The following is a 14986-nucleotide window of genomic DNA, read 5'->3' on the forward strand; positions in this document are numbered from 1 at the left end:
GTGTGGGAACAAGTCGTTCGTGTCACAGCCATTCCTCCGCCGGTACCAACCGGATCAGGTTCAAAGGGTCCATCAAACGATGTCTCAGTTGCGGTGTCTTGCCACAACGCCCCTTGGCTTTTCGAGCATTATACGCAGTTACGTAACTGGAAGCGATTTTAGTCACAGATGTTAAAAAAGAATTGGTTTTGCTTGCAAAATGGACAGCAAAGCCAGCCATTAGCAATTATCGCTGACGCTGCAAGCCCATCCTTGGGACGCTCGGCAGACAGCTTCCCTGCTGTCTGACGCACCGATACTCGCCGATGCCTAGCTTTTCGACTACTCGGTGGACTTGCAAAGAGAGCGGTCAAAGCAACGAACACAAGCTTCTGCCGCAGGGAAGCGGCAGTAGAGCCTCCATGGAAGGATTTACGGCGTCTTGTTTTCGTTGCTTTGGCTGCTCGACAACAACGGACGAGTCTGAGTTAGAAGCAGCTAATTCGCCTTGATGACCAAAATGGACAGCAAAGCCAGCCATTAGCAATTATCGCTGACGCTGCAAGCCCATCCTTGGGACGCTCGGCAGCCAACATCCTTGCTGGCTGACGCACCGATACTCGCCGATGCCTAGCTTTTCGACTACCCGGTGGACTTGCAAAGAGAGCGGTCAAAGCAACGAACACAAGCTTCTGCCGCAGGGAAGCGGCAGTAGAGCCTCCATGGAAGGATTTACGGCGTCTTGTTTTCGTTGCTTTGGCTGCTCGACAACAACGGACGAGTCTGAGTTAGAAGCAGCTAATTCGCCTTGATGACCAAAATGGACAGCAAAGCCAACCATTGGCAATTATCGCTGACGCTGCAAGCCCATCCATGGGGCGCTCGGCAGACAGCTTCCTTGCTGTCTGACGCACCGATACTCGCCAATGCCTAGCTTTTTAGACTATCCAGTGGACTTGCAAAGAGAGCGGTCAAAGCAACGAACACAAGCTTCTGCCGCAGGGACGCGGCAGTAGAGCCCACATGGAAGTGTTTACGGCGTCTTGTTTTCGTTGCTTTGGCTGCTCAGCAGCAACCGAAGAATCTGAGTTAGAACTAGCTAGTTCTTCTTAATCTCAGAGAAAGCCAGCCTTCGACAATTATCGCTGACGCTGCAAGCCCATCCATGGGGCGCTCGGCAGACAGCTTCCCTGCTGTCTGACGCACCGATACGCGCCGATGCCTAGCTTCCCAACAGTTCACGGGGCAACTCGACAACAACAGACAAGTCTGAATGGGAACCAGCAAGCTCACCTTACTTGCTCAAATGGCCAGCTTCCAAGCAGTTCACGGGGCTTTGCAAAGCAAAATTTTCAGCGTACACTTGTTCGCTCAACTAACGAGGAACGCCACTGTGTCCAATACTGCTGCCTACTCAACTGCTGAAGAATGGCTCAATAGCCTGACTCACCTCATCGGATTTGGCCTCAGCATTGCGGCGTTAGTGCTCATGGTTATGGTATCGGCCGAGCAACAAGACACGTGGCGCATTGTCGCCAGCAGCATTTATGGTGCCTCGTTAATCGTCTTGTTTGCAGCATCCAGTTGCTACCACGCAGTCCCTTGGCCACGAATTAAAAAGCACCTCAAAGCATTCGATCATTGCGCCATTTATCTACTCATCGCCGGCTCCTATACCCCGTTCATGCTCATAAGTATGCGAGGAACATTGGGCTGGTCGATTTTCGCTGCCGTGTGGGCCATGGCCATTATCGGTATCACCCTAAAGCTCGGATGGCCGAATCGCTTCAAAGCACTTCGAGTGATTAGCTACCTAGTGATGGGTTGGCTTGTGGTTATCGCCATCAAGCCGCTATCTGCAGCGCTGGGCGAGCAAGGTATGTGGTGGTTAGCGGCTGGCGGCCTTTGCTATAGCGTTGGCGTCATTTTCTATTTGCTGAAAAAGCTGCCGTTTACCCACGCGATCTGGCATCTGTTTGTGGTTGCAGGTGGTCTCTGCCACTTCTTTTCCGTGTGGTGGCATGTATTGCCGATGCCCGAACTCAACGAACTAGCAGGGCTTTAGCTTCACTCCTGCTGGCTATTTCATCATCATGTAGATCAACTGGATGATGAGAGAAATAAATACCAGCGGCATGATCCACTTGCTCATTGAGCGTGCTTGTTCCATCGACTTTTCTTTGCCGGTGCGCTCGGTCAGCTTAATCACAATAAACAAGCCCACCGCGAGCAACGCCAAAATCGTCAGTAACGCCATGCTATTCCTCCAACCACGGTAATTCAGGCAATTGCTTTAAACTGTTGGAGTAACGCTCCAGATCAAAAGTGCCGTTATGTTCAGCGATGGCGGTAAATTCCACGCTCAGTGCACAGCTTATGAGCTCCAGTGCTTGCTCGCGACTATGGCCCGTCATCATCAACCGCATCAGGGTTTCTTTGACGATGAGTGGCTCTCCATCTGCGATTTGATTCTCGACGACTTCCAGTAAATCTACGGCATTAAATTCAGTTGTCATGGGGTATTAAAAGCATCGGATTGATAACCGCAGTTTGAGCAATTTAGCTGCCGGATGCCAGTTCTTTTAGTTATCCGGATCGGCCCAATGAAAATCACAAAAATGAAAGCCAATGCACCACCAAGGATCAAATTCAGTGCCGGTTAAATCGATCCGTTTGCACCGAATGATCGCACCAAAGAAGTGCTTCGCCCTATTATTGCCTTATAAATACAACATTAAAAAATTCACAAAACCTTTCAAATAACCTGCCCAACAAGCTGATTTAAATAGATTTAAACCATTATTTAACAAATGGGCATGGAGCCTGCATTGTCGTGTCCATAACAAAAAAGACCAGACCGAGAAGAAGTAATGACCGACGTTGCCAGCCCAAAAGCAGCGCATTTCGCGACTCCGGATCAGAGTAAAACTGGTTCGGCAGAGACCAAACAAGCCGTTGGCGTCTATGACCCAATATCGGCTCAGATGGCTCGTCGTGTGTTGGTGATTGGTTCTGGACCTGCCGGCGTTCGTTTCGCCCATGAAATGCTCAAGCGCGAGCCCAATGCAGAATTAACCCTATTCGGTAATGAGCCTTACGCACCCTACAACCGCGTACTGCTTTCAGCTCTGTTATCTGGCGATGCCAGCTATCACGATATTCAAACCAGCTTGCCCGATCAGGAAAAACACGTTGGTTTTCGGCAGCTGATCGCCACCATCACCCATATCGATCGCGAACAGAAAGTCGTCACCGATAATCAAGGTGTCCGCTATAACTACGACCAACTGGTTATCGCCACAGGTTCTCGCCCCCACATCCCTAACATTCCCGGCGTACAACAAGCAGGCGTTTACACTTTTCGCAATTTAAAGGACGCCGAAGCGCTATCAGCTCGAGTCTCACGTTGCCGTCATGTAGTCGTGGTCGGCGGCGGTTTATTGGGCCTTGAAGCTGCCCGCGGCATGCTTAAATTCAACACTAAAGTGACGCTGGTGCAGCAAGCGACACGCTTGATGAATCGCCAGTTAGATGACGACGCAGCGACCCAACTCAGAACAAAAGTCGAAGATCTCGGCATTCATGTCGTCACCGAATCTGGCGTTCGCGTCATTCATGGCGATGAAGGCCGAGTCACCGCCGTTACCACTCGGACTGGTGAGCAAATTGAATGCGACACCGTACTGCTGTGTACTGGTGTGTCACCCAACACTCGGCTGGCCATTCACGCCAACCTGAAAGTAGCGCGAGCAATCGTGGTCAATGATCAGCTGCAAACCAGCGATCCGGATATTTACGCCATCGGCGAATGTAGCGAGCACCAAGGTCAAGTCTATGGCTTGGTCAATCCCGGTTTTGAACAAGCCGCGATTGCGGCGGATGTCATCAGTGGCGGCGCTTCAGCTTACCTGGGCTCGCTCGAAGTCAGTCGTTTGAAGGTGGTTGGCGAACAGGTCTGCTCAATGGGAGAAGTGGCAGAACTGCCTGAGCGTCCGTTCCAATCTGAATTGGTTTACCGCAATAAAGCACAAGGGATCTACCGTAAATTGGTGGTCCACAAAGGCAAGCTGGTTGGCGCCATTGGCATCGGCGAATGGCCTGAATCTCGCCGTATTCAAGAAGCATTTAAGCAACAACGAACCATTAGCAAGTGGCAGCAGTTGTGGTTCCGACTTGGTGGCAAACTGTGGTCAGAATCCGATACCGATGATGTCAAAGCGTGGCCAGCTGACGCCATGGTGTGCCAATGCAACAACATTAGCCAAGGCCAATTGGTCGAAGCCGTCGCCGCGGGGGCAGATTCAATTGCCGCGCTGCAAGCCACAACCGCCGCTGGCACTGTCTGTGGCTCATGTAAACCATTACTGAATCAGCTGATTGGCAGCAATGAACCTGCCGCAAAAGAAAAAGGCTGGCTGACGCTCATGGTCATGTCGCTGGCCGCCGTATTCGTGGTGTTAGCCATGTCGCTGATGCCAGCCCTAACCGTGGCCGACTCAGTGGTGGAGCGAGGCTGGTTTGAAGGAATTTGGAACGACAAGTTCTGGAAGCAAGTCACCGGTTTTACCCTGCTCGGGCTATCCGTTATTGGCCTGTTGATGTCACTGCGTAAGCGACTGGGCTGGACCAAGATGGGCGACTTTGCCTACTGGCGCCTGCTCCATGGCGTACTCGGTGCAGCCTGCGCCGGACTGCTCATCGCCCACACCGGATTTCATCTTGGCGCCAACCTTAATCAGCTATTGATGATCAACTTTTTAGCCGTGTTGGTGTTAGGTGCCAGCGCTGGTGCCGTGGTGGCGTTCAGTCATCAGTTTAATCCAATGAAAAGTGCAGCAATTCGACAGTTTTGGACTTGGCTCCACACGCTGGTGACCTGGCCATTGCCGATTCTGCTGAGCATTCACATTTTAACGGTGTATTACTTCTGATGAGCATGAAAAAGTTACTCTGGCCATTGTGGATTTTACTCACCCTGCTCATCGGTGGGTACTACAGCTATGTGCTGTTCGCCAGTGAAGACAAAGCGGCCTTGCTAATTGGTGATGCTACCCATGGTCACTACCAAATCGAATTAGAATGCGACAGCTGCCATACCGACGCATTTGGCGGAACCGAAGTGCTGCAAGATGCCTGTACCAGCTGCCATGCTGCTGAGTTAGAAGACGCCCACGACTCCCACCCGAAAAAGAAATTTACCGATCCGCGCGAAGCCTATCGCTTGGAAATTATTGACGCCCGTTACTGTGTCAGCTGCCACACCGAGCACCAAGAAGAACAAACGCGTGCCATGGGTGTTACCTTGCCGGATGACTATTGTTGGCACTGTCACCAAGATGTCGGCGACGAGCGCGAAAGCCATAAAGACTTAGCATTCGACAGCTGCGCTTCAGCCGGGTGTCACAACTATCACGACAACCGCGCGCTGTTTGAAGATTTTCTGGTGGATAACGCACATCAGCCTTGGTTATTAACTCAAGGTGAGCAATTACCGTCGCTGGATATTCGCAACGCTGCCAAGCTGTACGCCAATAAAGAAGTGGCCATCGATCCGCAGCAAGATGCCAAACATATGGCCAATCATCCAGCTGAGACTGAGCATTGGCAAGATACCGCCCACGCCAATGCTGGCATCAGCTGCACCGGATGTCATGCTCCAACCGATAGCGCCCAACAAGGCGATGCCGATTGGATTAGCAAGCCTGGTATTGAGGTGTGTGCGTCTTGCCACCAGCCGGAGTTTGATGGCTTTAGTGCCGGTAAACACGGCATGCGCTTAGCCGCAGGTGCCGCCACCGCCATTAGTCCAGCTGAAGTGCAATCTGACTTAGTCTTTGACCAAGACAACCTGCACTTGCAGCAAGGCTGTAACAGTTGTCACCAGCCACATCAATACGACACCGATTTTGCCGCCACCGAAGCGTGCTTGACGTGTCACCAAGATGAGCACTCGCTGGCTTTTGAAGCCTCTCCTCACGGCCAGCTTTGGCAGCAAGCAACCGCCGGCGATCTGCCGGTCGAGCAAGCGGTCAGCTGCGCCAGCTGCCACATGCCTCGTATCGCCAAGAAAAAGCGCGGCGAGCAAGTGGTCAGCGTGCAACATAACCAGAACTATTACCTACGACCTAACGAGAAAATGATTCGTCCGATATGCATGCAATGTCACTCACTTGAGTTTTCCATTGATGCCTTGGCGGACCCCGATTTAATCAGAACTAACTTCGCTGATAAACCTGGCATTCACATTAAATCCATCGACTGGGCGCTGAAACGAGCAGAAAGATAACAGCCACAAAACCAGTTAATTAAACGCTTATTCAACTTATTTGAACTACGTAAATTAAAAAGGGCAGAGAGATGATCAAAAAAGTAATCGCAACAGCAGCCGTTGCTGCAACCGCCGCTACCTTGATCGGCTGTGGAGAAGAGAAAGCCGCTGGTATCGATCCCAAAATCTACACCGATTCATTGTTTGCAGTGATGAAAGCTGACCGGACCAACTACACCAAGCTCATCATCAAGCGCTTGGGCCCAGCCGGTGCTGGCGCCATCAAGCCAGACGAGCACTGGAAAGAATATGACAATGGCGCGCTGTTGCCTGCGCAGATGTTCCGTGCCGGTGCCGAAGCGGTTGCCGAAATGACCGATGACTTTACTTACTCGCTGCAGTCGATCTGGCCAATCAATGCCCAGAACGCACCGAAATCACCAGTCGAGAAAGAAGGCTTGGAGTACATCGCCGCCAATCCGGGTGAGAACTTCTACGGCACCGAAACGCTGGGTGATGTCACATACTTCACCGCGGTTTATCCAGACGTTGCGGTATCCGACGCCTGCACCTCATGTCACAACGAACACAAAGATTCGCCACGTACCGACTTTAAAGTGGGTGAAGTGATGGGCGGCGTTGTGATTCGTGTGCCGTTGTAAGCCAATCCCCCATTACGCAAACATGGAGGCAACACTATGAATCATACCCATAGCCGCAGCCATCAGTTTGCTCTCAGTGCCACTGTGATCTCAGCAGTGGCGCTGATGGCAGCCTGCTCGGAACAACCTCCGGAGCCATCAGCCGGTGAACTGGTTTACAAAGGAACCTGCAAGGTTTGTCACGCCCAAGGCATTAATGGCGCGCCGATTGTAGGTAACAAAAAAATGTGGGGGCCGCGCATTGAGCAAGGTATCCCAACCCTAGTCGAACACGCTTCCAATGGTTATGGCCTGATGCCAGCCAAAGGTGGCAACACAGACTTAACCACCGAGCAAATTACCGCCGCGGTGGAATACATGGTCTCTCAAGTTGAGAAATAGAGCGGCCGACGACACAACAAGGAATTGATTATGTTTGGTTTATTCAAGAAAAAAGAGAAAGCAGCACCTTCGCCAGAAGAAAAAGCAGCATCGGTATTCGACAAATTAGGCGGTGCCGCTGCGATTGATGCCGCGGTCGATATTTTTTATCGTAAGGTGCTGGCCGATGATCGCATTAGCCACTTTTTCGATACCATTGATATGGAAGCCCAGCACGTGAAGCAAAAGGCTTTCCTGACCATGGCCTTTGGTGGTCCCAACAACTACAGCGGCAAAGACATGCGCGAAGCACACAAGCACATGAATTTGACCGAAGAACACTTCAACGCTGTGGCCGAGAACTTAGTTGGCACCTTGCAAGAATTGGGCGTCAGTCAGGAAGACATTGATAGCGTGGTGACGATTGCCGTTAGTGTTAAAGATGATGTCCTCAACAAATAATTGGTTGGCCAAGCTCTTTGCTAAGAAGAGCGCCAACACCATTCGATTTGCCGATAGTGAAGTCGCATTGCAGGACGGCGAATCCGTACTGGATGGCCTGCTTCGAGCGGGTCATTCAGTTCCTTACGGCTGCCGCGGCGGTAGCTGTCAAAGCTGTATGATGCAGTGCACGGACGGCGACGTTCCGCCTCAGGCGCAACAAGGCCTGACAGCCGCCCAGCAGGAGTTAGGCTACTTTCTCGCATGTAGCTGCCACCCGAGTGAATCGATGTCGGTAGCACTCAAGCCGGCAGCAGAAAAAATCATTGCGCCTGTGATCGACAAAGCGCAGTTAACAGCCAATGTCGTTCGCTTGCGGATCAAAGCGCCGCTCAATTATCGCGCAGGCCAGTTTATTAATCTATTTCGCAATGGCGCGGTATCGCGCAGCTATTCATTAGCCAGCGTTGTTGGCGTCGACGATTATATCGAATTGCACATTAAGCGAGTCGAAGGCGGCAAGCTCAGCCCTTGGGCTTACGATGATCTGAGTGTTGGCGATGAAGTGGCGATAGAAGGGCCGAATGGCCAGTGTTTTTACACCCCAGGCGATGCCCAGCAACCCATGTTGCTGACCGGTTTAGGCACGGGATTAGCGCCGTTATACGGCATCGTTCGTGATGCATTGGTAAACCACCAGCACCAAGGGCCAATTCAATTGGTAGTCGGCAGCAAACACAGCGATCAACTGTATTTATTCGACGAGTTGAAAGCCCTCAGCGACAATTACCCTAATCTGAGCGTGTCGTTTGTCGCTCAGCAAAGTACCAATCCTGCAGTCACTGAAGCCGATATCTATCAGTACTGTAAAGAGCTGGTGCCCGACGGCAAGGGCTATAAAGTGTTTCTCTGTGGCGCAGAGTCGTTCGTCAAAAAAATGAAGAAGCAATGCTTCTTGGCGGGCACCAACATGGCCGACATCGCCGCCGATGCCTTTGTACCCAGCGGCAGTTAACGCCAACCGCTGGTCTGTTTCAGTTCGTCGTTATTCGATAGGGAGCTGATCATCCGCTCCCCATTCTGTCCACGAACCATCATACAAACACAAATTCTGATAACCCACCTGCGCCGCAGCGAGCAGTACAATGCAAGCGGTGATCCCCGAACCACAAGAAGCAATCAACGGCTGCTGTTTGCTGTTTAGTTGATCATCGAAAATCACTTCGAGCTCAGCCAGGGGCTTCATCTGCCGCTCATGTAATAGTTCAGCAAAATGAATATTGACTGAGCCAGGAATATGGCCGGAACGAAGCCCTGCTCTAGGTTCTGGCGCAGAGCCTTGGTAGCGCCCAGCAGAGCGAGCATCCACCACCATTGAGTCACTATCGGTCAATTGCGCCAACACCGCCGCCGCGTCGCAGACTCGCTGGGGCTGATAGGCGGCTTGCAGCGTGCCTTGATTGGAGTCGAGTAAATAAGTCGTGGTCGTCGCTCGTTTCTCGGCCAACCACTTGGGTAAGCCACCGTTAAGCACATACACGCGGTCAACGCCCATGACCTTCAGCAGCCACCAAGCTCTTGGCGCACTGTAAATGCCCTGATTGTCATACACCACCACAATGGATTCGGCACTTAGCCCGACTCGCTTGGCAAATGCATTGAACTGAGCTGGCGTAGGTAAAGCATGCAGTTGAGAAGAGCTGAGATCGCACAGCTCCTGTTCCACATCCAGCTTGTAGCTATTTGGGATCAGCGGTTGCTGATCGTATTCAATGGCTTCAATACCAACCACAGTCGCCATACTGGCATCAAACAACACCAAGTCATCGTCTTGTAGATGTTCACTCAGCCATTCGGTGGTCACTAGCGATGACCTCTTGGCCTCCTTGCTCACTTTGTTCATCAGTTGTTTGCCGCTTGGTGTACCACCCGCTGTGGGAACGGGATTTCAATGTTTGCCTGATTAATGGCATCAAGTACTGCTTTATTTATGGCGTATTTGCGCTCAAAAAAGTTCAGGCTTGGTACCCAAACCCGATAGCCAATGACAATGGCGCTATCATCGAAGCGGTCGATCCCCACCGCGACTTTGACATCATCCAAATCACCACAGGCGCTTTCAATCGCCTGGGTCACCGTGGTAATCGCTAAGTCCATATCACTTTGATACGCCACTCCGACTTCCGCCTCAATAACTCGGCTAGCATCCGAGTTATGGACAATCTCACCAACGATGTGCTTGTTGGGGATCATGATCTCCTCGCCATCTTCGTTTTCCAGCAAGGTATGGGCGAGCTTAATGTCTTTCACTACGCCGTAAACGCCTTGTACTCGGATGGTATTGCCAATGGCGAACAAGCGCGTGAGGATAATCGTCAGGCCGGCAGCATAATTTGAGAGCAAGCCCTGAAAGGCTAAACCAGCACCCAGCGACGCCGCACCAATTGCCGCAATAAATGGGGTAATGGCAATGCCGAGCTGGTTGAGCACCATCACCAACACCATCACCACGACAATAATCTTCACCAGATTACTGAGGAAATTGGCGAGAGTGACATCAACTTGATGGCGCAGGCAGAGATTATTCACCCAGCTGGCAATGGCACCCGCAATCCACAAGCCAATCAGCAGCAGCACCACTGCACCGAGCAGTTGGAAGCTGTAGTTCACCAAAAAATCGACAATCAGATCGTAATACTTTTGTACTTCAGCAATATTCTCGTCCACACCATTCCCTCACGATGCATTGTTAGCTGTTTAAGTTAATTCAGGTTCTGCTTATGCGACAGTGGCTAAACTGAATCAACCCGCTACTTGCTTACTGCTGGCCAAATCATTTTGCATTTCTTGCGCTAATTGCTTCACTTTAGGAATGAAGTTCATCATGAGCTGCTGAGAAATTGCGGCCGAGTCCTGCATGATCAATGGCATCTTTTTCACTGTGCTTTGGCCAATGTCAGACTCGTAAAATGTAATTAATCCTTGAATCTCTTCCTCAGTAAAGCGGTTGGCATAAATTTCGATCATCGGCGATCTTAGCTTGTCCCAACTCATCTCTTCTTGCAGCAAATTCGCTAATTTACGCATGTATTTATCGAACGCCGGTTGTTGTTCTTCGGTCAGCTCTAGCTGCTTCGACATGCCACTAAAAATAGTGGTCATTTGCGCATGCATGGCATCCATCATTTTAGGGACTTCAGTAAGCTCCATTAGCCGCTCGACGGATTCGGCTGAGGCTTTGTCACTTGCATGGACATTGAGTGACAACAACAACGTGAATAACAAAATTATCGATTTTTTCATTTTCATTCCTTGAGAATATGATGTGTTCTTTTGCGACAAACCTAGCCGCAATTGGTTTTGCGCAGGATACGCCTATAGTTCGAGCAAAAACTTCAACGCTTCAGAAGACTTAGAGGGTACCATTTCGGTTATCTCATAACTGGCAAGCTGCTCACGATAAAACGGGTCTTGAGCAAGAATTTGTTCTAAATCAGCTTTACCCTTTACGGTTGCGAGAATGACCCCGCCGGTCCGCGGCTCTTTCCGTCCGGACAGTTGAAAGTGGCCCAACCGGTATTGCTCATCTAAAAAAGCGATGTGCTGTGGTATCAATCTATCCACCTCTTCTAGAGGCTTGCAATAGGTTATAGAAACAATAAACAAAGCAACTCCTTTTTGGTAAGGGGCTCGAAAGAACATAGCAGCATTTGCAAACTAGTCACCTTTTCCCTCGGCCATCAACGAGCGTTTGCTTGGTGCTGGCGCTGAACAAGTGTTCAATTGGGAATTTATGCCACATACAATGGTCTTTAGTTTGTGGTTAGCTTTTTTGCTTTGCGGATAGGAATAAAACATTGGATTCAGTCACTCAAATCGCCCTTGGCGCCGCAGTTGGCGGTCTGGTTGCTCACAAACAGTTGGGTTGGCGCGCTTACCTAATTGGCGCTGGCCTCGGCACCTTGCCCGATTTAGACGTACTAATCCAATACGACAACGCCGTTGATAATGTCACCCGTCACCGTGGTTTCAGTCACTCATTGTTTGTCCTAACCGCTATCACGCCAATACTTGCTTGGCTATGCCAGCGCTGGGCGAAATGGCGCCAACATTCGCTCAGTTGGCCAAGGACCATGCTGCTGATTTGGCTGGGGCTTATCACCCATCCATTGCTCGATTCGTTTACCAGTTATGGCACCCAGCTGTGGTGGCCGCTAGCGCCGCCGCCCACCTCTTGGTCGAGCATATTTATCATTGATCCGCTTTACACCTTGCCACTGTTGATCGGGGCAATTGTTGCTATGTCTCGGCGCAAGCGGCATTCACCTGTTCGTGGCTATGGCAGCAACCTTATCGGATTCATCATTGCCAGCAGCTATTTGGCGGCTGGCTTTGGTTTGTCCAAATACGTTCAGCAGAAAGCCGCAGCGGCAATGACAGCGCAGCACATCGAAGGCCGAATATTCGTCAGTCCAACTCCGTTTAACATCGCTTTGTGGCGCATCGTTGCGGTCGACAATAACTATTGGTATAGCGCCTATGTTAGCGTGTTTGATGATGACAAAACGCTCAGTTTAAGCCGCCAGCAGCCGTTGCATCACGATCAAGGAGCGCAGATGGCTGATGTCCAACGCCTAGCATGGTTCACCCACGGTTTTTATCAAGTCGACGCTATCGACAATCAACTGGTGGTGACCGACTTGCGTTTGGGGGTTGAACCCGTGATGCCATTTCGCTTTGTTGTCGCCGAACGTCCGTCAGAGCAGCAAGAGTGGCAACCGGTGCGTTCTGAGCAATTGACCACACAGAGGCCTCGGCGCGATCAGCTAAGTTGGGTGTGGCTGCGAATGCGCAGTCAAACCCAACTATCGCCCCACGAATTTATTCAACAACAAGGCGCAGAGTTCACCGAATAAAGCAGGGGATGCATTACAAATACGCAGATTTACAATCCACAGCGAGCTTGATCACGGCCCAAATTTCCCCCGAGTCAGTTAAGGGAATTGAATCAAGTTGAATCGTATCCTTTCCGCGCAAAGTGCAAGCGAGTTGTTTGACTCCAGTTCATAAGACGATTAGCGTCGCTGATTGGGATCACTTATAATCGCTTGCAGGTAGGAGACAAAATATGGCCAGAACAGCGACTAAAAGCGACAAAGTCGTGGAGCGAAGATTTACCACGAAGCCAGCTAACTTCAAAATAAGTCTTCAATATGAAGGTATCCAAGTGCGTAGTGATAACGTCGGCAAATCGATTAGTGAGCTAAAGCTCAAGTATGCCCGATAAGTATGGTGTTGAGCAGGATCATTACTGCTATCAAGGCTCAGATGTTCTGATTAACTTGCTCAATATAACTGACCCGACCGAACTATCAGAAGCTGAAGCTGCATTCTCTCTCGCCCGATACGAAGCCTACGAGTCACAAGGTTTAGCCCTAGAAGACTTCGATTTAGCACATCTACAAAAACTACATCACCACCTCTTTCAAGATCTGTACACATGGGCAGGCAATATTCGAACTGTCGATATTTCTAAAGGCGAAACTCGGTTTTGTAATTGCCAATTAATTGAAAAAAATGCCTCAAAACTACTCTCTCAAATTCCCTTGCTAGTTAACCTGACTAGCACCTCGGAGCAAATAAAATTGCTTGCAGAATTGTTTTGCGAGCTCAATGTTATCCATCCATTTAGAGAAGGTAACGGCCGTGCTCAGCGATTCTTCTTTGAGGAGTTAGCGTTTACGCTTGGCTTGTCGGTCATATGGCCAGACATTTCGAAAGAGAAATGGGTTGAGGCCAATGTGCATGGCTTTTACGGTAATTTGAAGCCGCTAGAAAACATATTTTCTGAAGCGATATCCGAACTCGACTGACTTTCAGATCAAATACAGAAACTGATTAGTAGCCCTGAGGGCCATAGCCGCAAGAGCCCAAGGGGCTCTTGCGCCAACTTACTCCAACCCTTCTGATTTGTAGATCTCGCCATCTTTCATCACGAAAGTGACGTTTTCCAACAACTTGATTTGCTCCAGCGGGTCGCCGTCGACAGCCACCAGATCCGCCAGCTTGCCCGCTTCCACCGAGCCTAATTGATCATCGATTCGAAGTAGCTTGGCTGCGTTGAGTGTTGCGCTCTCTATTGCAGCCATGGCTGGCATGCCAGCTTCCACCATGTAGCTAAACTCGCGCGCATTCAGGCCGTGGGGGAACACCCCAGCATCGGTGCCGTAGGCAATCTTAATTTTGTTGCGATAGGCTTTGGCGAAGGTATCTTGAATCTGTGGCCCAACAGCCGCAGCTTTGGGCTGCACGACTGGTGGATAGTAACCGTCAATGGCGGCTTTTTCGGCCACCCATTTGCCTGCGGTAATGGTTGGCACATACCAAGTGCCATGCTTGCGCATCAGCTTCATCGCTTCTTTGTCCATGTAGGTGCCGTGCTCGACGGAATCGACACCAGCTCGAATCGCGCGCTTCATTCCTTCTGCACCGTGAGCATGAACAGCCACAACAAAGTTATAGTCCTTCGCTGCTGCCATAATCGCTTCGAGCTCAGCGTCGGTAAATTGCGGATTTTCACCACTTTTGGCGAGACTCAGTACACCGCCAGTGACGGTCAACTTAATCACATCAACACCGTTTTTATAACGTTGGCGAATCGCTTTATAGGCATCCTCGGGGCCATTGATCACCCCTTGCTTTGGTCCGGGGTCGCCCTGCAACGCAAAATTACGACCATTGGTTGGATCAGCATGTCCCCCCGTTGTCGCAATGCTTTTGCCGGCGGTGTAAACCCTTGGGCCGATGACCCAGCCCTTGTTGATGGCGTCGCGCAAACTGGTGGTTAGGCCTGGCGAGAAATCGCCTAAATCACGCACTGTGGTGAAGCCCGCCATCAGGGTATCTTTAGCATAACCGACCGAGCGAAAAGCATAGTCGGGCGGATTCATGACAAATTGTTCACGGTAAAAGGAGCGGCTGATAATGCCCGACAAATGAGTATGCATGTCCATCAAGCCCGGTAATACCGTCTTGTCTTTGAGATCCAATAGCTGCTCATCGTCGGTTGGGCTCTGGTAGCCACGCTCGACCGCCGTGATTCGATTGCCTTCGATGCGGATCGACACCTCTCGTTGAGGGCGCTCCCCAGTGCCATCGATTAATGTTCCGGCATGAATCAAATAGTTGTCTGCCCACACTACATTTGCCAGTAGTGCCAGCACAATTGCGATCGCACGCATAGCCACATTCCATCTGTTAGAGAATTCTCTGTCAG

17 protein-coding genes and 1 riboswitch are annotated in these 14986 nt (G+C 50.7%); of the genes, 10 read left to right on the forward strand and 7 right to left on the reverse strand.

The features are described from left to right. Positions 1-14: 14 nt before the first annotated feature. Positions 15-124, reverse strand: a riboswitch (TPP riboswitch). 663 nt (positions 125-787) lie between these two features. Together IC617_RS18925 and trhA are read left to right on the forward strand one after the other, a co-directional pair. After that, positions 788-913: a hypothetical protein gene (locus IC617_RS18925; RefSeq protein ID WP_255522904.1), complete on the forward strand. Its 126-nt coding sequence runs from the start codon at positions 788-790 to the stop codon at positions 911-913. Positions 914-1372: 459 nt separating this feature from the next. Next, complete coding sequence (gene trhA, locus IC617_RS00105) at positions 1373-2044, forward strand: PAQR family membrane homeostasis protein TrhA (RefSeq protein ID WP_369410340.1); 672 nt, start codon at positions 1373-1375, stop codon at positions 2042-2044. Between the two features lie 15 nt (positions 2045-2059). Here the strand turns inward: trhA and IC617_RS00110 are convergent, their stop codons facing one another. Beyond that, positions 2060-2236, reverse strand: a complete 177-nt coding sequence (locus IC617_RS00110; protein ID WP_191142957.1) for a hypothetical protein — start codon at positions 2234-2236, stop codon at positions 2060-2062. A gap of 1 nt (position 2237) precedes the next feature. Beyond that, on the reverse strand, positions 2238-2495 hold the full coding sequence (locus IC617_RS00115) for a hypothetical protein (RefSeq protein ID WP_191142958.1): 258 nt from the start codon (positions 2493-2495) through the stop codon (positions 2238-2240). Between the two features lie 354 nt (positions 2496-2849). On the opposite strand from IC617_RS00115, the gene IC617_RS00120 reads away from it, so the two are divergent. The 6 genes from IC617_RS00120 to IC617_RS00145 all read left to right on the forward strand — a co-directional run bounded on the left by IC617_RS00120 (position 2850) and on the right by IC617_RS00145 (position 8725). Continuing rightward, positions 2850-4910: an FAD-dependent oxidoreductase gene (locus tag IC617_RS00120; RefSeq protein WP_191142959.1), complete on the forward strand. Its 2061-nt coding sequence runs from the start codon at positions 2850-2852 to the stop codon at positions 4908-4910. 5 nt (positions 4911-4915) lie between these two features. After that, on the forward strand, positions 4916-6265 hold the full coding sequence (locus tag IC617_RS00125; RefSeq protein ID WP_191142960.1) for a cytochrome c3 family protein: 1350 nt from the start codon (positions 4916-4918) through the stop codon (positions 6263-6265). 71 nt (positions 6266-6336) lie between these two features. Then, positions 6337-6909, forward strand: a complete 573-nt coding sequence (locus tag IC617_RS00130) for a Tll0287-like domain-containing protein (RefSeq protein WP_191142961.1) — start codon at positions 6337-6339, stop codon at positions 6907-6909. 36 nt (positions 6910-6945) lie between these two features. After that, positions 6946-7290 (forward strand): c-type cytochrome, encoded by a 345-nt coding sequence (locus IC617_RS00135; protein ID WP_191142962.1) that lies wholly within the window; start codon positions 6946-6948, stop codon positions 7288-7290. Between the two features lie 30 nt (positions 7291-7320). Next, on the forward strand, positions 7321-7731 hold the full coding sequence (locus tag IC617_RS00140) for a group I truncated hemoglobin (RefSeq protein ID WP_191142963.1): 411 nt from the start codon (positions 7321-7323) through the stop codon (positions 7729-7731). Then, positions 7712-8725 carry a 2Fe-2S iron-sulfur cluster-binding protein gene (locus IC617_RS00145; RefSeq protein ID WP_191142964.1) on the forward strand — a complete coding sequence of 338 codons (1014 nt, stop codon included), beginning with the start codon at positions 7712-7714 and terminating at the stop codon, positions 8723-8725. The genes IC617_RS00140 and IC617_RS00145 overlap by 20 nt, the downstream gene beginning before the upstream one ends. Positions 8726-8755: 30 nt before the next feature. Here IC617_RS00145 and IC617_RS00150 read toward each other — a convergent pair whose 3' ends face one another. From IC617_RS00150 to IC617_RS00165, 4 genes are all read right to left on the reverse strand, one after another. Continuing rightward, complete coding sequence (locus IC617_RS00150; RefSeq protein WP_191142965.1) at positions 8756-9613, reverse strand: sulfurtransferase; 858 nt, start codon at positions 9611-9613, stop codon at positions 8756-8758. Then, a complete protein-coding gene (locus IC617_RS00155) occupies positions 9613-10437 on the reverse strand; it encodes a mechanosensitive ion channel family protein (RefSeq protein WP_191142966.1) in 825 nt (274 codons plus the stop codon). The genes IC617_RS00150 and IC617_RS00155 overlap by 1 nt, the downstream gene beginning before the upstream one ends. 75 nt (positions 10438-10512) lie before the next feature. Continuing rightward, positions 10513-11013 (reverse strand): DUF2059 domain-containing protein, encoded by a 501-nt coding sequence (locus tag IC617_RS00160; RefSeq protein WP_191142967.1) that lies wholly within the window; start codon positions 11011-11013, stop codon positions 10513-10515. 72 nt (positions 11014-11085) lie between these two features. After that, a complete protein-coding gene (locus IC617_RS00165) occupies positions 11086-11376 on the reverse strand; it encodes a YciI family protein (RefSeq protein ID WP_191142968.1) in 291 nt (96 codons plus the stop codon). A gap of 191 nt (positions 11377-11567) precedes the next feature. Here IC617_RS00165 and IC617_RS00170 point away from each other — a divergent pair, with 191 nt between their 5' ends. Together IC617_RS00170 and IC617_RS00175 are read left to right on the forward strand one after the other, a co-directional pair. After that, positions 11568-12626 (forward strand): metal-dependent hydrolase, encoded by a 1059-nt coding sequence (locus IC617_RS00170; RefSeq protein WP_191142969.1) that lies wholly within the window; start codon positions 11568-11570, stop codon positions 12624-12626. A gap of 360 nt (positions 12627-12986) precedes the next feature. Next, positions 12987-13583 carry a Fic/DOC family protein gene (locus IC617_RS00175; protein ID WP_191142970.1) on the forward strand — a complete coding sequence of 199 codons (597 nt, stop codon included), beginning with the start codon at positions 12987-12989 and terminating at the stop codon, positions 13581-13583. A 78-nt stretch (positions 13584-13661) separates the two neighbouring features. Here the strand turns inward: IC617_RS00175 and IC617_RS00180 are convergent, their stop codons facing one another. Then, positions 13662-14951, reverse strand: a complete 1290-nt coding sequence (locus IC617_RS00180; RefSeq protein ID WP_191142971.1) for a metal-dependent hydrolase family protein — start codon at positions 14949-14951, stop codon at positions 13662-13664. Between the last annotated feature and the right edge of the window lie 35 nt (positions 14952-14986).

It is taken from the genome of Neiella litorisoli, from assembly GCF_014773395.1.
Taxonomy (GTDB): Bacteria; Pseudomonadota; Gammaproteobacteria; order Enterobacterales; family Neiellaceae; genus Neiella; species Neiella litorisoli.

Bases quoted from the DNA above. Each gene is read 5' to 3' on its own strand.
- IC617_RS00110 (WP_191142957.1), bottom strand. From the start codon at position 2,236: ATGGCGTTACTGACGATTTTGGCGTTGCTCGCGGTGGGCTTGTTTATT.
- IC617_RS00115 (WP_191142958.1), bottom strand. From the start codon at position 2,495: ATGACAACTGAATTTAATGCCGTAGATTTACTGGAAGTCGTCGAGAAT.
- IC617_RS00120 (WP_191142959.1), top strand. From the start codon at position 2,850: ATGACCGACGTTGCCAGCCCAAAAGCAGCGCATTTCGCGACTCCGGAT.
- IC617_RS00125 (WP_191142960.1), top strand. From the start codon at position 4,916: ATGAAAAAGTTACTCTGGCCATTGTGGATTTTACTCACCCTGCTCATC.
- IC617_RS00130 (WP_191142961.1), top strand. From the start codon at position 6,337: ATGATCAAAAAAGTAATCGCAACAGCAGCCGTTGCTGCAACCGCCGCT.
- IC617_RS00135 (WP_191142962.1), top strand. From the start codon at position 6,946: ATGAATCATACCCATAGCCGCAGCCATCAGTTTGCTCTCAGTGCCACT.
- IC617_RS00140 (WP_191142963.1), top strand. From the start codon at position 7,321: ATGTTTGGTTTATTCAAGAAAAAAGAGAAAGCAGCACCTTCGCCAGAA.
- IC617_RS00145 (WP_191142964.1), top strand. From the start codon at position 7,712: ATGATGTCCTCAACAAATAATTGGTTGGCCAAGCTCTTTGCTAAGAAG.
- IC617_RS00150 (WP_191142965.1), bottom strand. From the start codon at position 9,613: ATGAACAAAGTGAGCAAGGAGGCCAAGAGGTCATCGCTAGTGACCACC.
- IC617_RS00160 (WP_191142967.1), bottom strand. From the start codon at position 11,013: ATGAAAAAATCGATAATTTTGTTATTCACGTTGTTGTTGTCACTCAAT.
- IC617_RS00175 (WP_191142970.1), top strand. From the start codon at position 12,987: ATGCCCGATAAGTATGGTGTTGAGCAGGATCATTACTGCTATCAAGGC.
- IC617_RS00180 (WP_191142971.1), bottom strand. From the start codon at position 14,951: ATGCGTGCGATCGCAATTGTGCTGGCACTACTGGCAAATGTAGTGTGG.